Source organism: Kosakonia sp. R1.Fl, assembly GCF_023516815.1.
Taxonomy (GTDB): domain Bacteria; phylum Pseudomonadota; class Gammaproteobacteria; order Enterobacterales; family Enterobacteriaceae; genus Kosakonia.
Genome location: NZ_JAMGSQ010000001.1, coordinates 1,142,938 through 1,159,799 on the forward strand (window position 1 = coordinate 1,142,938; position 16,862 = coordinate 1,159,799).

Below are 16,862 nucleotides of genomic sequence, written 5' to 3' on the forward strand. Positions count from 1 at the left end.
CCAATGAAAGGTAAGCTGCTCGATGCGGTGCCTTTAAGTTCGCTGACCGGTGTCGGCGCGGCGCAGAGCAGCAAGCTGGCGAAAATCGGCCTGCATACCGTTCAGGATCTCCTGCTTCATCTCCCGCTACGCTACGAAGATCGCACTCAGCTTTACCCGATTGCCGACTTACTGCCAGGCGTTTACGCCACGGTGGAAGGCGAGGTGTTGAACTGTAATATCACGTTCGGCGGTCGCCGGATGATGACCTGCCAGATTAGCGACGGTTCCGGCATTCTCACGATGCGCTTTTTCAACTTCAACGCGGCGATGAAAAACAGCCTCGCCACTGGCCGCCGTGTGCTGGCCTATGGGGAAGCGAAACGCGGGAAGTTCGGCGCGGAAATGATCCATCCCGAATACCGCGTGCAGGGCGATCTCAGCACCCCGGAATTGCAGGAAACCCTGACGCCGGTTTACCCCACCACCGAAGGCATCAAACAAGCGACACTGCGCAAGCTCACCGACCAGGCGCTGGAATTACTGGCGACGTGCGCCATCAGCGAACTGCTGCCGCCGGAGCTGGCACAAGGCATGATGAGCCTGCCAGAGGCGCTGCATACGCTGCATCGCCCGCCGCCGTCACTGCAATTAAGCGATCTGGAAAGCGGGCGGCACCCGGCGCAGCGCCGTTTGATCCTTGAAGAATTACTGGCGCACAACCTCAGTATGCTGGCGTTGCGCGCCGGCGCGCAGCGTTATCATGCGCAGCCACTCAGCGCCAGAGATGAACTGAAAAACCGCCTGCTGGCGTCATTGCCGTTTAAACCAACCGGCGCACAAACGCGCGTGGTCGCGGAGATCGAGCGCGACATGGCGCTGGATATGCCGATGATGCGCCTGGTGCAGGGCGATGTGGGCTCCGGTAAAACGCTGGTCGCCGCGCTGGCAGCCTTGCGGGCGATTGCCAATGGCAAACAAGTGGCGATGATGGCACCCACCGAACTGCTGGCAGAGCAGCACGCTAACAATTTCCGCAACTGGTTTGCGCCGCTTGGCGTGGAAGTAGGCTGGCTGGCGGGCAAGCAAAAAGGCAAAGCGCGCCAGGCACAGCAAGAGGCGATCGCCAGCGGTCAGGTACAAATGGTGGTGGGCACCCATGCCATTTTCCAGGAACAGGTACAGTTTAACGGCCTTGCGCTGGTGATTATCGACGAACAGCACCGCTTTGGCGTTCACCAGCGGCTGGCGTTGTGGGAAAAAGGCCAGCAGCAGGGCTTTCACCCGCACCAGCTGATCATGACGGCAACACCGATCCCGCGCACGCTGGCGATGACCGCCTACGCCGATCTCGACACCTCGGTGATCGATGAGCTGCCACCGGGTCGTACGCCGGTCACTACTGTTGCCATCCCGGATACACGACGCAGTGAGATTATCGACCGCGTACGTAGCGCCTGTACTGGCGAAGGTCGCCAGGCCTACTGGGTTTGTACATTGATCGAAGAGTCCGATCTGCTGGAAGCACAGGCGGCGGAAGCGACCTGGGAAGAGCTAAAACTGGCGTTGCCGGAGCTGAATGTTGGCCTGGTGCATGGCCGCATGAAACCGGCAGAAAAACAGGCGGTGATGCAGGCGTTCAAACAGGGCGAGTTACATCTGCTGGTCGCCACCACGGTGATTGAAGTGGGTGTCGATGTGCCAAATTCCAGCCTGATGATTATCGAAAACCCGGAGCGGCTCGGTCTTGCGCAACTCCACCAGCTACGTGGCCGCGTTGGACGCGGTGCGGTGGCCTCCCACTGCGTACTGCTCTACAAATCCCCGCTCTCCAAAACCGCGCAAAAACGTCTGCAAGTGCTGCGCGACAGTAACGATGGCTTTGTGATTGCGCAAAAAGATCTGGAAATTCGCGGTCCCGGCGAACTGCTTGGTACCCGCCAGACCGGCAACGCGGAATTTAAAGTTGCCGACCTGCTGCGCGATCAGGCGATGATCCCGGAAGTACAGCGCGTAGCCCGCCATATTCATGAGCGTTATCCGCAGCTTGCCGAAGCGTTGATCGACCGCTGGATGCCGGAAACAGAACGCTACTCCAACGCCTGAGTTTTAGAACCTTATCCCGCAAAACGAACACCCCTTAGAAAAGTATGTTTTTAGCTTAGCAACCGTTTGCTTTTACCAAACAGTCCGATAAAATCAGCGCTTTTCCATCAGGGGATTGCTTGAGATGTCCTTAAACACCATCGAGTCAGAAAGTGCGCAACCGGTTGCGCAGACTCAACCCAGCGAACTGATCTACCGCCTTGAAGATCGCCCGCCGCTGCCGCAGACCCTGTTTGCCGCGCTCCAGCACCTGCTGGCAATGTTTGTTGGCGTTATCACGCCCGCGCTGCTCATCTGCCAGGCGCTGGGTTTACCGGCTCAGGACACTCAGCACATTATCAGCATGTCGCTGTTCGCCTCGGGCGTCGCCTCTATTATCCAGATCAAAGCCTGGGGACCGGTCGGCTCCGGATTGCTCTCGATTCAGGGCACCAGCTTTAACTTTGTTGCGCCACTGATTATGGGCGGTACCGCGCTGAAAACCGGCGGTGCGGACGTACCTACGATGATGGCTGCGCTGTTCGGTACCCTGATGCTGGCCAGCTGCACCGAAATGGTCGTCTCCCGCATTCTACCGTTTGCGCGTCGCATTATTACTCCGCTGGTTTCCGGTGTGGTGGTGATGATTATCGGCCTGTCGCTGATTCAGGTGGGTCTGACATCCGTAGGCGGCGGTTTTGCCGCGATGGGCAACCACACCTTCGGCGCGCCGAAAAACCTGCTGCTGGCAGGTGTGGTGCTGGGGCTAATTATTCTGCTTAACCGTCAACGTAACCCCTATTTACGCATTGCATCGCTGGTGATCGCCATGGCCGTTGGCTATGTGCTGGCGATGTTTATGGGCATGCTACCGGCATATAGCGCACCGGCAACCTCCTTTATGGTGCCGACGCCGCTTTACTACGGCCTGAGCATTGACTGGACCTTGCTGCTGCCGCTGATGCTGGTATTTATGATCACCTCGCTTGAAACCATTGGTGATATCACCGCCACGTCTGACGTTTCCGAGCAGCCCGTCGCTGGCCCGCTGTATATGAAACGCCTGAAAGGCGGCGTGCTGGCAAACGGTCTCAACTCATTTGTTTCCGCTGTTTTCAACACTTTCCCGAACTCCTGCTTCGGCCAGAACAACGGGGTGATCCAGTTGACCGGCGTTGCCAGCCGCTATATCGGTTTCTTCATTGCGGTGATGCTGATGGTGCTCGGCCTGTTCCCGGCGGTTAGCGCTTTTGTTCAGCAACTGCCTGAGCCGGTACTGGGCGGCGCAACACTGGTAATGTTCGGTACGATTGCCGCATCTGGTGTGCGCATTGTTTCCCGCGAGCCGCTGAACCGCCGTGCGATCCTGATTATCGCGCTGTCGCTGGCCGTAGGTCTCGGCGTTTCTCAGCAGCCGCAGATCCTGCAATTCGCCCCGGACTGGCTGAAAAACCTGCTCTCTTCCGGTATCGCCGCAGGCGGGATCACCGCGATTGTACTGAATCTGATTTTTCCGCCAGAGAAAAACTGATAAACCCCGCGGCAACGGGGTAAAAACCGTTGCCGCCGTAACGCCCTTTCATCATTCCGCCCTTGAGCATTGCGCATAAATCGTGCATAACTGCCAGACTGGCAACTGGGGATGGAAGATCATGAAATTTCTTGGAAAGCTGCTCCTTGTCGTTGTTATCGCCCTGCTTGTGGCGGTCATCGCCTGCTATTTCCTGCTGCAAACCCGCTGGGGCGCAACACAGGTCAGCAAGTGGGTAAACGACAACAGTGACTATCACCTCACTTTCGAAGCGATGGATCACCGCTTCTCCTCTCCTTCCCATGTGTTGCTGAAAGGCGTGAATTTTGGCCGTAAAGGCAAACCGGCTACGCTGGTCGCCAAAACGGTGGATATCGGGCTGAGCAGCCGACAAATTACCGACCCTCTGCATGTCGATACCATTTTGTTGCAGGACGGCACGCTGAACCTCTCTCCGGCAGCCGCACCGCTGCCGTTCCAGGCAGACCGTCTGCAATTAAGCAATATGGCATTTAACAGCCCGACCACCGGCTGGGATCTCAGCGCCCAGCGCGTCACAGGCGGCGTTGCGCCGTGGCAGCCTGTTGCAGGAAGTGTACTGGGCAGCAAAGCGCAAATTCAGATGAGCGCCGGTTCGCTGACGTTAAACGGCGTTCCCGCCAGTAATGTGTTGATTCAGGGAAGTATTGATAAAGATGTCGTTACGCTGACCACCATCGGTGCGGATATGGCGCGCGGTTCTCTGACCGGAGACGCGCAGCGCGCCGCCGATGGCAGTTGGGTGGTGAATAATTTGCGGCTGAATGATATCCGCCTGCAAAGCGATAAGTCGCTGCTCGATTTCTTTAATCCATTGACGACATTACCGTCGCTGCAAATTGGCCGCGTTGAAGTGACCGATGCCCGTTTGCAAGGGCCTGGCTGGGCGGTCACCGATCTCGATTTGAGTTTGCGCAACCTGACGCTGATGAATGGCGACTGGAAAAGCGAGGACGGCAGACTGTCGATGAACGCCAGCGAGTTTATTTACGGCTCGCTGCACCTGTTCGACCCGATCCTCAATGCCAACTTCTCGCCGCTGGGTATTGCGCTGCAACAGTTCACATCACGCTGGGAAAACGGCATGGTGCGCACGTCCGGCAACTGGTATCGCGCAGGCCACGCGCTGGTACTTGATGACACCGCCTTCGCCGGGCTGGAATACACGCTGCCGGAAAACTGGAAGCAGCTATGGATGGATGATTTGCCAGCATGGCTGAACACCGTGACGCTGAAAAAATTCAGCGCCAGCCGCAATCTGGTGATTGATATCGACCCGGCTTTTCCGTGGCAACTGACGGCGCTGGACGGCTACGGCGATAACCTGCAACTGGTGCGCGAGCGCAAATGGGGCGTATGGGGCGGAACGGCGAAGCTGAACGCCGCTGCCGCCACCTTTAACCGCGTGGACGTACGCCGCCCGTCACTGGCACTGAACGCCAACAGCAATGTCGTCACCATCAGCGAGCTAAGCGCCTTTACCGGGCAAGGCTTGCTGGAAGCCAAAGCGGTGGTTGCGCAAACGCCGGATCGTAGCGTAAACCTCAACCTGAACGGTCGCGGCGTGCCGGTGAATGTATTGCAGGAGTGGGGCTGGCCGGCGCTGCCCATCAACGGCGACGGTAACCTCCAGCTCACCGCCAGCGGCAGCGTGCGCGCCGATGCGCCGCTTAAACCGTCGGTGAACGCCGAACTTTCTGCCATTAACGTGCAGAAACAGCAAATCAAACAGAGCATGCATGGCGGTGTGGTATCCGGCGGCGTCGTTGCGCCTCCGGCGGAATCCACATCAGCGCCTTCACCTCAGCCGACTCCCTGAACATGACATTTCCTCTCCCCCACGGGAGAGGAATATCGCAAATCAAAAACTCACAGCGTAATGCGTATCTCCCCGTCTTGTGGCGTAATCACCACGCCTGACTCGCTGCCGGATTGGGTGGCGCCTTGTACACCCGCAATCTGCGCGATATTACGCAGGCACAGCGTCCAGTTGTGACACTCTCCTTCGCTACGTACGGTGATCACCCCCGCGTTACGTTTGGCCCGTAAACGGAAGATCACCGCACCGCGGGCATCCGGAATTTCGCACAACGCTTCGCGTCCCTCTTCCAGCGCAAACAACTGGAAAGCGGTACCGTCATGCCAGGCGTAGTCCGGGCGCTGATCGTTGCTGCCGAGCGCCAGCAGGGTGTTATCCCGCACGTACACCGGCAGGCTCATAAAGTCGTGGCGCTGTTTATGCCAGCGGCCACCGGTTAATGTGTCGTTGTGCCACAGGTGCGTCCAGCGTCCTTCCGGCAGGTAAAACTGCACGTCACCCGCTTCACTGAACACTGGCGCGACCAGCAGCGCATCGCCAAGCATGTACTGGCGGTCAAGATAGTCACAAGCCGGGTCGTCCGGGAAAGAGAGCATCATGGCGCGCATCATCGGCAAACCCGATTCGTGTGCCAGCGCAGCCTGGCGGTAGAGGTACGGCATCAGGCGGCATTTCAGTTGCGTGAAGTGGCGCACCACATCGCAGGACTCGTCATCGTACGCCCACGGCACACGGTAAGATTTGCTGCCATGTAAGCGGCTGTGGCTGGAGAGCAGGCCAAACGCGCACCAGCGCTTGTAAACATGCGCGGGAGCGGTGTTTTCAAAGCCGCCAATATCATGGCTCCAGAAACCAAAACCAGACAGGCCAATCGATAGCCCGCCGCGCAGGCTTTCCGCCATCGATTCATAGTTGGCGTAGCAGTCGCCGCCCCAGTGTACCGGGAACTGTTGCGCACCAACGGATGCCGAGCGGGCAAACAACACCGCGTCCTGCTCACCAACGGTTTCTTTCAGCACGTTCCACACCAGCTCGTTGTAGATGTACGCGTAATGGTTGTGCATTTTCTGCGGACACGCGCCGTTATGCCACACCACATCAGTCGGGATGCGCTCGCCAAAATCGGTTTTGAAGCAGTCCACGCCCATCGCCACTAACGCTTTGAGTTTATTTGCGTACCACTGGCAGGCTTCCGGGTTGGTGAAATCATAAATCGCCAGCCCCGGCTGCCATTTGTCCCATTGCCACAGCGAACCATCCGCGCGTTTCAACAGGTAACCCTTCTCTTTCAGCTCGCGAAAAACCGGGGATTTCTGGCCGATATAAGGGTTTATCCAGACGCAGATTTTCAGCCCGCGCGCTTTCAGGCGTTTGATCATCCCTGCCGGATCCGGGAAAGTCACCGGGTCCCACTCAAAATCGCACCACTGGAAAGCCTTCATCCAGAAGCAGTCGAAGTGGAAAACGTGCAGCGGTAGCTGGCGCTCCGCCATGCCGTCAATGAAGCGGTTAACCGTCGCTTCGTCATAGTTGGTGGTAAACGAGGTGGTGAGCCACAAACCAAACGACCAGGCTGGCGGTAACGCCGGACGACCGGTGAATTGCGTATAGCGGTTCAGCACGTCCTGCGGCGTTGGGCCGTCGATCACGAAATACTCCAGATATTCGCCCTCAACGCTGAACTGCACTTTGGAGACCTTCTCCGAACCCACTTCAAACTCCACCGATTGCGGATGGTTTACCAGCACGCCGTAGCCACGATTGGTGAGATAAAAGGGGATATTTTTATACGATTGTTCGGTGCTGGTGCCGCCGTCGCGGTTCCAGGTTTCCACCATTTGCCCGTTGCGCACCAGCGCGGTAAAGCGCTCGCCGAGGCCATACACGGTTTCACCCACGCCCAAATCCAGCCGCTCAAACAGGTAATTGCGACCACTGTTGCCATCCTGCACGTAGCCGTTGTTTTTTAACTGGCTGCCGGTAATGCGCACGCCATCTCGCAGAAAGTCGAGTGCCCAGTTTTCACCTTTACCAATGCGCACACTGAGCGCACCGCTTTGCAGCTCGGCAAATTCGTCGGTGTTGCGCATTGCCACGTGGACGTTTTGCGCAACATTAAGCGGGAAGTGCGGGCCGCTATCGACCGCGCCCTGAAAATGCTCGATGCGCACGCCAATAATCCCTTCCTGCGGCGAGAAAAAGCGCAGGGTGAAGAGCGGCGTATCCAGTTGCCAGGTGCGCTCGCGCACGTCGCGCGGGGCGGCATAGACCACCATCTCATTACCCTGTTGTTCGACTTCAAACACCTGCACCGGCTGGATCAATGTCAGACCCGGCTGGATAAGCCAGTTGCCATCACTGATTTTCATGCATGACTCCTTACAGTAACTCTTCCCGTGGTGAAACATGCCCAAACCGTGGCTGGCTGCGGTGCTCGCCGCGCGCCAGCTGTTCCATGATCGTTTTGAGGAACGGTGTTTTCAGGGTGTAGTAGCGTTTGGCAATAAAAGCGCTCAGCAAGTAACAGACCGCCGGAACCAGCGTAAACAGCGCAATGATGATGCTGATGGTGGCGCTGTTCTGGCTCTGTGCCGCAGCATTGTAGCCACCGCCCGCCAGCGCCCAGCCAATCAGTGCGCCGCCGAAAGCGAGACCAAGTTTCAGCACGAACAACGTGCCCGCGAAGCTGATGCCGGTGAGACGTTTACCGTTGCACCATTCGCCGTAATCGACGGTGTCGGACATCATCACCCACTGGATCGGCGTGACGAGCTGATGCAGCACGCCGATGACAAAGATAAAGATGAACATGGTGACGCTGGCCTGAATCGGCACAAAGAACATGGCGATGCTGAGCACGGTAAGCGCGGCGTTAGTCCACCAGAAGATGGTGACTTTGCATTTCCAGTCGGTGAGCGGCTTAGCCAGTGCGCTGCCAATCAGGTTGCCGACGCAGTAGGTAGTGAGAAACGCGGTGAAAATGGCGGCATCGCCCATGATCCAGGTGACGTAATACATCATCGCGCCGCCGCGCACGCAGACCGCGAGGATATTCAGGATGGTTAGCAGACCCACGATGCGCCACTGGTCGTTTTGCCAGATATCACGCAAATCTTCACGCATGCCGGTGGTGCTCGGCGGTGCCTGAATACGCTCTTTGGTGGTGAAGAAGCAGAATGCCAGCATCATAAAGGCGACCACGGAGAGCACCGCAATACCGCCCTGGAAACCGAAAACTTTGTCATCGCCGCCAATCAGTTTCACCAGCGGCATCATCAGTACGGTAGAGAGCATGCCGCCAGCCGTCGCCAGCACGAAGCGCCAGGATTGCAGCGAGATGCGCTGCTGCGGATCGTTGGTGATCACGCCGCCGAGGGCGCAATAAGGAATGTTGACCACGGTGTAAAGCAGCGTGAGTAACGTATAAGTGACAGCGGCGTAGATCATCTTGCCGCTGAGGCTGAGATCCGGCGTGCTGTAGGCCAGCACGCACACAATGCCGAACGGCAGCGCGCCGAAAATTATCCACGGACGGAACTTACCCCAGCGGCTGCGGGTGCGGTCGGCGAGCAGCCCCATGCATGGGTCCGAAACGGCGTCTAATGCACGCGCCAGCAGAAACATGGTGCCGACAAACCCGGCAGGGATGCCAAAGATATCGGTATAAAAGAACATCATGTACAGCATTACGTTATCAAAGACGATATGGCTGGCGGCGTCACCCATGCCGTAGCCAATCTTTTCTTTCACAGAAATAATCTGACTGTCCATTTTTGTTTCCTTTACGCATGAAAAATACGCAGAAAGCGGTTTCAGACGTTGTAAACGATTGGATTTCAGCCGGGTATTGCGAATTCTAGTTATCTGATTACGTTTATTCTTTTCTGTGATCACGGTTCCTTTAGCGGGTGCAAAATTGCTAAGCCGTGGAAAAGATAAAGATTTATCTTAAACAACCGTTTGCGGCGGAAGCACAATGCGAAAATTTATGACGGAGGTATGTGGTAAATGCCTGAAAGTAGCTATAATGCGCCCCGCCTCCATGTAGCAATGCAGGCGCGGAAGATCGTCATCTCCGGTGAGGTGGCTGGACTTCAAATCCAGTTGGGGCCGCCAGCGGTCCCGGGCAGGTTCGACTCCTGTGATCTTCCGCCAAAAGTTAGAATTGCACTTCATTATGATATTTCCAGAAGTATTTAAACCCTTCCATTCTTTATCTTTACAAGGACAGTTATTAATGTTCCCTGAATTCTTAAAATATGGTTACTTAGGTTTATTAGCTTTGTCGGTAGTGCTTTTTTTTAGAATTATTAATAACAGTATTAAATCTCAGCATTCGATAAAGAGCGCATGGCCTTTCCTGGCGTTCTTTTCTATATTTTGCCTTCTTAGTGGAATCGTTGGGTTTATATGGTCTTCAAAAGAACTTGAAATTGCCGATAAAAAAGAAACCACTGCATCCATTTTTAGTAAGCAGATCAACCAACTTAACACTGAACACATAGAATCTATGCGCCCATTAAATACGGCACTAGATGGAGCAGTAAAACAGTATAATTACAGTCTCATTGATAGCTCAAGAAACCAATATATCAGTGAAATAAAACAGATTAATCAGCTTATGAGTGAGAGAGAGAAAGTTTATTCGGAAAGAATTTTAAATTTAAAAAATACTTTTAATGACATTGTCGATAATAATCAAAAATGATCTTATCAGTAAGTTAACTTTAAATAAATATCATCCATTCGGCTCAATTCCTTTATTAAGAAGCTCCTTGCGGGCTAAATTCTTAAACCATTGACCTAAGCTCACCCCTTCTTCGGCTGCCGCCGCCTCAAACTGTGCTTTTAACTCCGGCGTAATCCTCATTTGAAATGTGGGAGCTTTGCCGCATTTTGATTTATTAGTATCGCGTTTGGTTGTTGTCATGTACGTACCTAAAGCGTAAGATTTAATCACTCAGGTACGTACCCATAAATAAGTCGTCCTGATGCTTAAACGCTCCCGCCAGGTACTTGCGATACCAGGCGAGAGCTAACCATCCCCAACTATCAAGGAGTTGATAATGGCTGATCCGCATTCTACCTCAGACTTCACCATTGCCGGAACCGAGCACAACGTAATTGTGCGATATCGCCCGAATCAAGGCGACGCGAGCACGCCGAGCATCACGCTTTCCGGCAAATGGCTGCGCGATGCCGGATTTAATACCGGGCAACATATTCTGGTGAAAGTGATGCAGGGCTGCATCGTGCTGGTGAAATACAGTGATAAAGAGGAGTGGCTGGCGACGGCGCTGGATAAAACGCGCAAGCAGCTCAGGGAAGTGAAGGACGTCATGAAAAACGCATATCTGCAATCACGGCCAGACTGAATTCGGCCGATTTGCAGCATGACAAATACAGCGTGCCTGCGGGCAGGCTGTATTTGCCGGGGCGGAAGAAATGAAAAGACCAACCTGGAAGGTGTTTTACGGCGGGAAGAACGCGGTGAAATCGGCAGCATCGGTTAAATATTGCCCGCAAAAAAACGCGTTAAAAGTCGTTCGTTTCCCCCTCTGCAACGCCATTATTAAGGAGTAAGATAAGCGCCTCGAAATTCCACAGACAACAACCGATGAAGCGCTTCCTTTTAATTCTCTCCACCGTCTTTATTTTCAACACCAGCTTTGCCGCCGCCCCGTTACCGAAAGACGTTCAGGATTTCCGCAATCTTGCCGAAGAGTGCGAGCATTTTGCCGGCGAGCAGGATTCGGATCTCGACGAGCAGCGCCAGAAAGAGCTGGACGCCAGCCTGCAAGCCACCTGCGGCAAAGCCGTGGTGCAGCTTAAAACGCTGCGGGAAAAATACAAGAATGACGCGGCATTAATGAAAGTTATTAATGCCTATGATTTCTGACGGTGGTTTGCAGCACGCAAAAACGGGGGTATTTGCCCCCGTTCGTTATTACGCTTTCAGCAGCGGATAATCCAGGTAGCCTTCTGCGCCGCCGCCAAAGAATTTCTCTCTGATCGGTTCGTTAAGCGGCAGGTTATGTTGCAGGCGGTACGGCAAATCCGGGTTGGCGATAAACGGTCGGCCAAAACCAATTAAGTCTGCCCAGCCTTTCGCCAGCGCCTCTTCGGCGCGTTCCGGCGTGTATTTGCCAGAGTAAATCAGCGTGCCGTGGAAAATTATGCGCAGCGCTTCTTTAAACGCAGCCGGCATAACCGGCGCGTCGTCCCAGTCCGCTTCAGCAATGTGAATGTAAGCAATGCCAATCGCATTCAGAACGCTCGCCGCCGCGAGATAAGTCGCTTCCGGCGTATCATCGCGTGAACCCATCAGCGTAGTAAGCGGAGCCAGGCGAATGCCGACACGCTCTTTACCAATCGCCGCAGAAACGGCTTCCACCACCTCTTTCATAAAGCGCAGGCGGTTTTGCAGCGACCCGCCGTATTCGTCGTCGCGCAGGTTCGACTGCGAATCAATAAACTGGTTAATTAAATAACCGTTCGCACCGTGTAATTCGATGCCATCGAAACCGGCTGCAATCGCGTTACGCGCCGCTTGTGCGTAATCGTTGACAATAGCGGGAATTTCATCCACTGACAGCGCACGCGGCATGGAGTGCTGCACCATATCACCCACGCCGTTTTCCGGCCCGCGCCCTTCCACATCGACAAACACTTTTACGCCTTCGGCCTGAATCGCCGAAGAGGAAACCGGTGCTGCATTACCCGGCTGCAAAACCGTGTGGGAGACGCGCCCCACATGCCATAACTGAGCAAAGATTTTGCCGCCCGCGTAATGCACCGCATCGGTTACTTTTTTCCAGCCCGCAATTTGCGCATCGCTGTAAATACCCGGCGTCCAGGCGTAGCCCTGACCCTGCTGGCTGATTTGCGTGCCTTCGCTGATAATCAGCCCGGCACTGGCGCGCTGGGCGTAGTAATCCGCCATCATATCGGTTGCCACATCACCCGTTCCGGCGCGGGAGCGGGTCATCGGTGGCATAACGATACGGTTAGTCAATGCGAGTGCATTCAGGGCGTATTTATCGAATAACATGGTGGCTTATCCTTTTTTGATTCGGTCAATGTGGTTGCGGTTAACAACCTGATGCGAAGCAGGATAGGCGCACAAGAGTTTTGAATAAACAGCAATAAAAGCAATAAACTATTGCCAGGTTGTCAATAAATAACGCTGGCCTGCCCTTATCGCAGGTATGTGGCAGAAACTGCCAGAATAAAGAGGTGAAACAGCAGGTTCTGAAGCAAGCTTATTCGCGCGTCGTATCATCTTTAGCTCATTCGTCCCGATACGGGGAAGAAACATCGCATCCGGCATGACTTTTCCTTCAGAGCAACAAAAACAGTCGTTCCAGTTATTATAAATATGAATAAGCTCCGCCATACTGTTTAAACCGAGTTTACGCAGTATCGCGTTTTTATAATTACTGACGATTTTTTTATCGATGCCCAATGCTTGCGAAATCGTATCGCTGGACTGGTACTCGAGAAACCGCAGCATAATTTTATACTCCGTCGCGCTAAAATGGACTTCGCGAAAGGAATATATATCCTCATGACCCTTAAGGAAATTAAGTATCTTTCTGATCTCATGCCGAAGCAAAGATACAGATGAAGATTTATCGATAGAGATAAATCGAGTGCAAATAAATGAATTAAACCCTTTTTCTTCACTTAAAATATAAAGCAATGAGTTCATGCTAAAAAATAATATCTTTCCATCTCCCCGATCAAATGCAACCAACGTGTGTGTTGCATGCGGATTAATGGCTTTAAGCAGCTTATCCATGCCCATGACAAAATAGCTATCCTGAGAGATGATATACATATCCAACCTCCGGGAAATATTATTTGCCAGCGAATTATAACGAAAACAAATTATGCCTTCGGTTAATTCAAAAGGTTATATAGCGTTTTGCAATAAGAGAAATGGGTGAATCAGAAAAATAAAGTCGCAAAAAAAATGCTACCGCCCCTGGTTTTCACCAAAGCATACCGAGACGTCCAATATTCGCCATAGCCGATAAATCCATAACAAAAGCAATTTAATCCATAATAGGAATAATGGGTGGCCGAAGTAAAATTTCACTTAGGGAGACGCGATATTTTATGAATCAATCACCTGGAAGCGCTATTTTTAACTTAATAAAAAACGCGGCAATAAATTCTGCCACATTTAAAATCACATAAATATGTAAATATATTAACGACTTATTATTTCCAAATAACAACAGTAACACAGAGTAATAAAAAATTAGCCACTAAGGTTGCATAACGCAAGAAGGCTCACAATAGTTTAGGAATTTTCATAAATGTCCAAGCCTATAGCTATAATAGCCTATACCAATCAAATTAATACAAAAGCAGAAAATAGTTGAATTAGAAAAAATATATCCTTTTGAATAAATATTTTTGGTGAAAAAGCCGCTTCGCTTCACAGTACGCAGAACAAATAGGTGGAGCTGCACTTATCAATGGCTGAAAACAGCGAACAGGCTGACCGCAAATTCCGACAGGAAGAGTAAGGTCTGCTAAGCCATGTTACCGTGAGGAAAAGCACATTTGCAGGGATAGTGAAGAACACTTACATTCAAAGACCCAACCTTGCTTTTCAACACGTTATTTTCGGGAAGCGTTATGCCGTTAATTGATCTTACCGCCGCTGCTGTAGCGTGCAGGGAGCGCCGCTGATGGCGATTCACGCGCCCTGGTTTCGCAACTGGTTACAGCTTATCGCCCTTTCATTGCTCTTCGTTGCTGTGATGGAACTGATCCACCTGCCCGCAGCGCTTCTGTTGGGCCCGATGTTTTCCGGCATTCTTCTCGCCATCTTCAACCGGCCTGTTACCGTGAGTAAAAAATGCTTCGCCGCCGCGCAAGCGGTGGTCGGCGCGATGATTGCACATGCGATCCCGCCGTCCGTATTTGGCCGCATCGCCGCCGACTGGCCACTGTTTATCAGCTGTATTTTCTCCGTTATTTTCGCCAGTGCAATCCTGGGCTGGATCATGGCGAAATTGCAGGTTTTTCCAGGCTCAACGGCGATTTGGGGATCGTCGCCAGGCGCCGCGGCGGCCATGACGATTATGGCCGAGAGCTTTGGTGCGGACGTTCGCCTGGTGGCGTTTATGCAGTATCTGCGGGTGATGATCGTGGCGCTGGTCGCGGTACTGGTGACCCGTATGTGGATGGGCACTGAGAGCGCGGATCACGCGGTCGCCACCTTTACCCTGTTTGGCCCAGTGCGCTGGCTGCCATTTGCCGGAACAGTACTGGTGATTGCCGCAGGTTACTTGATTGCCCGCTGCGTCAAAATTCCTTCCGGGCCAATGCTGATAACGTTGGCGCTGGGAATAATGGTGGAAGATACCGGTTTGCTGACGCTGGAATTGCCGCCGTGGCTGCTGGCACTCTCCTACGCGATGATTGGCTGGAGTATCGGTTTACGTTTTACGCGGGAGATTGTCTGCTATGCCGCCCGCGCGTTACCGCGCGTACTACTGTCGGTGCTGACGCTTGTCGCGGTGTGCTGCGGTTTTGCCTGGTTACTGGTGCACTTCGCCGGCATCGACCCGCTTACCGCCTACCTTGCGACCAGCCCCGGCGGCGCGGATACGGTGGCGATTATCGCCTCGTCAAGCCAGGTCGATATCTCGTTTGTGATGGCAATGCAGACCGGGCGGTTTATCCTGGTGCTGATAACCGGCCCGGCGATTTCCCGCTTTGTGGCGAAACGACTGGGGGCGTAATCTCCAGGTTAATGCGAGGTCCAGTCTTGCAAACGCAAGCCTGGTATTCGGACAAACTCGCGAGTGTTATTGCTGACAAGTACCAGTCCCAGTGAGCGAGCATGTGCGCCAATCATGGCATCATATGGTCCGACTGGCGTGCCAGCTCTGGCTAACTCCGCACGCAACTGACCTGTATGAACAGCAGCATCTATACCATATGGCAGCACTTCCAGGCGCGCCATAAACCCTTCCACAACACGCAAATTTCTTTCGGGGATGGCTGATTTCTCGGCACCATAAATCAGCTCCATCAACGTGACAGAGCTGATACACATCTGCCCGTTGTGCTGATTAAAAGCCTGCCTGACGATCTCAGGTTTGTTCTTGATAGTGAAAATGCAAATATTCGTATCCAGCATAAATTTGAGCATCAAAAGTCTTCCCTGTCCTGATCCCCTGGCTGCTCCCGTGCAGCCATAAAGTCTGGTGACACACTTTCACCATCAAACCAGCTATCCCAGGCCTCCCCGGAGGGGGTAATGATGCGTGTTCTTCCTACAGCAATGATATCGACTTGTTTCACGTCCTCCGGCAGCGCGACTGCCTTTGGCAAACGCACGGCCTGACTACGGTTGCTTTTGAAAAGTGTCGTTTTTTCCACATGCGCCTCCATTGGTGAAATTTCACACTGAAAGACAGGATAATTTACCAATGGGATATGTCAATGGGATATACAAAATACCCCATGCAACGAACCAAAAAGAAACGTTCAAAGAGTAATCATCAGGCTAACCGCAGTTGCTCAATCACTTCCGCCACCTCGCGGCGCGCATCGCCGGTGAGCGTCCGCAATGGCGCTGGTAAGCACGATACGCCCGCTAAACCCAGCAGTTCCGCCGCGGTGGCCATCACCCGCAGGCTACCGCCGTAGCGTTTAAAGAGGTCCCACAAGGGTTGCAGCGCATCAGAGTGGGCGCGTGCCTGAGTAAAATCACCGGCTTGCGCCGCGCGGGAAATAGCCAGCGCCGCTTGCGGGAACAGACCGCCCAGCACCGAATACCAGACGCCGCATCCGGCGCGAAGACCGTCAACCGCGACGGCATCACCGCTGATACCCAACGTAATGCTCTGCGGCATTTGCGGGCGCAGGCGCGCAGCCCGCTCGGGTGCGGAAATCGGTGGGATTTTGATTGAACCAATATTGGGCAACTGCGCAATACGAAGCAGCAGCTCGTCGCTAAAGGTGAAATGGGTGGCGCCGGGATTATCGTACACGCAGAGCGGCACGGAGAGTTCGCGCGTGACGGCGGCAAACAGGCTGAACACTTCCTCTTCGGTTAACGCGTGGTAGGAGACCGGTGCCAGCAGCACGGCGCTAACACCCGCTTTCTGCGCATCTTCCGCCAGCCACAGCACATCGCGCATGCGCAACGCGCCAATCCCGGCAATCACCGGAATCGCGCCGGAATGCTCCGTCGCCAGGCGCAGCGCATTGGCCCGCTCGGTACGGCTGAAATAGGGGTAGCACCCCGTCGAACCCAGTGCGCCAATCGAATCGACTCCAGCAACACGCAGCCGTTCAATCAACTTCACGTAAGCCGCTTCATCCAGTCGTTCGTCGCGCAGCGGCGACAGCGGAAAGGCGCTCAATCCTGTGAAATCCATT

At 53.9% G+C, this 16,862-nt stretch carries 15 protein-coding genes and 1 tRNA gene; 8 read left to right on the plus strand and 8 right to left on the minus strand.

The features are described 5' to 3' along the window. The first annotated feature begins 3 nt into the window (after positions 1-3). The 3 genes from recG to M8Q36_RS05410 all read left to right on the plus strand — a co-directional run bounded on the left by recG (position 4) and on the right by M8Q36_RS05410 (position 5,453). A complete protein-coding gene (gene recG, locus M8Q36_RS05400; protein WP_249880253.1) occupies positions 4-2,085 on the plus strand; it encodes an ATP-dependent DNA helicase RecG in 2,082 nt (693 codons plus the stop codon). A gap of 124 nt (positions 2,086-2,209) precedes the next feature. Next, positions 2,210-3,595, plus strand: coding sequence for a nucleobase:cation symporter-2 family protein (locus tag M8Q36_RS05405; protein WP_249880254.1), 1,386 nt, complete (start codon positions 2,210-2,212; stop codon positions 3,593-3,595). Between the two features lie 121 nt (positions 3,596-3,716). Further along, on the plus strand, positions 3,717-5,453 hold the full coding sequence (locus M8Q36_RS05410; RefSeq protein ID WP_249880255.1) for an AsmA family protein: 1,737 nt from the start codon (positions 3,717-3,719) through the stop codon (positions 5,451-5,453). 50 nt (positions 5,454-5,503) lie between these two features. Here the strand turns inward: M8Q36_RS05410 and yicI are convergent, their stop codons facing one another. Both yicI and M8Q36_RS05420 read right to left on the minus strand, forming a co-directional pair. Continuing rightward, on the minus strand, positions 5,504-7,822 hold the full coding sequence (gene yicI / locus M8Q36_RS05415) for an alpha-xylosidase (RefSeq protein ID WP_249880256.1): 2,319 nt from the start codon (positions 7,820-7,822) through the stop codon (positions 5,504-5,506). A gap of 10 nt (positions 7,823-7,832) precedes the next feature. After that, on the minus strand, positions 7,833-9,224 hold the full coding sequence (locus M8Q36_RS05420) for a glycoside-pentoside-hexuronide family transporter (RefSeq protein WP_249880257.1): 1,392 nt from the start codon (positions 9,222-9,224) through the stop codon (positions 7,833-7,835). Between the two features lie 289 nt (positions 9,225-9,513). On the opposite strand from M8Q36_RS05420, the gene M8Q36_RS05425 reads away from it, so the two are divergent. Then, positions 9,514-9,608 (plus strand) — tRNA-Sec (locus M8Q36_RS05425). Continuing rightward, positions 9,595-10,161, plus strand: coding sequence for a hypothetical protein (locus tag M8Q36_RS05430; protein WP_249880258.1), 567 nt, complete (start codon positions 9,595-9,597; stop codon positions 10,159-10,161). Before M8Q36_RS05425 ends, M8Q36_RS05430 begins: the two co-directional genes overlap by 14 nt. Before the next feature lie 30 nt (positions 10,162-10,191). On the opposite strand, the gene M8Q36_RS05435 is transcribed toward M8Q36_RS05430, so the two are convergent. After that, on the minus strand, positions 10,192-10,383 hold the full coding sequence (locus M8Q36_RS05435; RefSeq protein WP_249880259.1) for a toxin-antitoxin system HicB family antitoxin: 192 nt from the start codon (positions 10,381-10,383) through the stop codon (positions 10,192-10,194). Between the two features lie 136 nt (positions 10,384-10,519). Between M8Q36_RS05435 and M8Q36_RS05440 the strand changes: the two genes are divergently transcribed. Both M8Q36_RS05440 and M8Q36_RS05445 read left to right on the plus strand, forming a co-directional pair. Beyond that, positions 10,520-10,828: a SymE family type I addiction module toxin gene (locus M8Q36_RS05440; RefSeq protein ID WP_131412458.1), complete on the plus strand. Its 309-nt coding sequence runs from the start codon at positions 10,520-10,522 to the stop codon at positions 10,826-10,828. A gap of 242 nt (positions 10,829-11,070) precedes the next feature. Continuing rightward, positions 11,071-11,352 (plus strand): hypothetical protein, encoded by a 282-nt coding sequence (locus M8Q36_RS05445; RefSeq protein WP_249880260.1) that lies wholly within the window; start codon positions 11,071-11,073, stop codon positions 11,350-11,352. A 48-nt stretch (positions 11,353-11,400) separates the two neighbouring features. On the opposite strand, the gene M8Q36_RS05450 is transcribed toward M8Q36_RS05445, so the two are convergent. Together M8Q36_RS05450 and M8Q36_RS05455 are read right to left on the minus strand one after the other, a co-directional pair. Further along, entirely contained in the window at positions 11,401-12,504 is a 1,104-nt protein-coding gene (locus M8Q36_RS05450) for an alkene reductase (protein ID WP_249880261.1), read from the minus strand. 108 nt (positions 12,505-12,612) lie between these two features. Continuing rightward, positions 12,613-13,293 (minus strand): helix-turn-helix transcriptional regulator, encoded by a 681-nt coding sequence (locus tag M8Q36_RS05455; RefSeq protein ID WP_249880262.1) that lies wholly within the window; start codon positions 13,291-13,293, stop codon positions 12,613-12,615. An 862-nt stretch (positions 13,294-14,155) separates the two neighbouring features. Here M8Q36_RS05455 and M8Q36_RS05460 point away from each other — a divergent pair. Continuing rightward, complete coding sequence (locus tag M8Q36_RS05460; RefSeq protein WP_249880263.1) at positions 14,156-15,214, plus strand: AbrB family transcriptional regulator; 1,059 nt, start codon at positions 14,156-14,158, stop codon at positions 15,212-15,214. Positions 15,215-15,222: 8 nt separating this feature from the next. Here M8Q36_RS05460 and vapC read toward each other — a convergent pair whose 3' ends face one another. The 3 genes from vapC to M8Q36_RS05475 all read right to left on the minus strand — a co-directional run bounded on the left by vapC (position 15,223) and on the right by M8Q36_RS05475 (position 16,861). Beyond that, positions 15,223-15,627, minus strand: a complete 405-nt coding sequence (vapC, locus tag M8Q36_RS05465) for a type II toxin-antitoxin system tRNA(fMet)-specific endonuclease VapC (RefSeq protein ID WP_249880264.1) — start codon at positions 15,625-15,627, stop codon at positions 15,223-15,225. Continuing rightward, a complete protein-coding gene (gene vapB / locus M8Q36_RS05470) occupies positions 15,627-15,857 on the minus strand; it encodes a type II toxin-antitoxin system VapB family antitoxin (RefSeq protein WP_249880265.1) in 231 nt (76 codons plus the stop codon). Before vapB ends, vapC begins: the two co-directional genes overlap by 1 nt. Positions 15,858-15,979: 122 nt before the next feature. Then, entirely contained in the window at positions 15,980-16,861 is an 882-nt protein-coding gene (locus M8Q36_RS05475) for a dihydrodipicolinate synthase family protein (protein ID WP_249880266.1), read from the minus strand. Position 16,862: the final 1 nt, after the last annotated feature.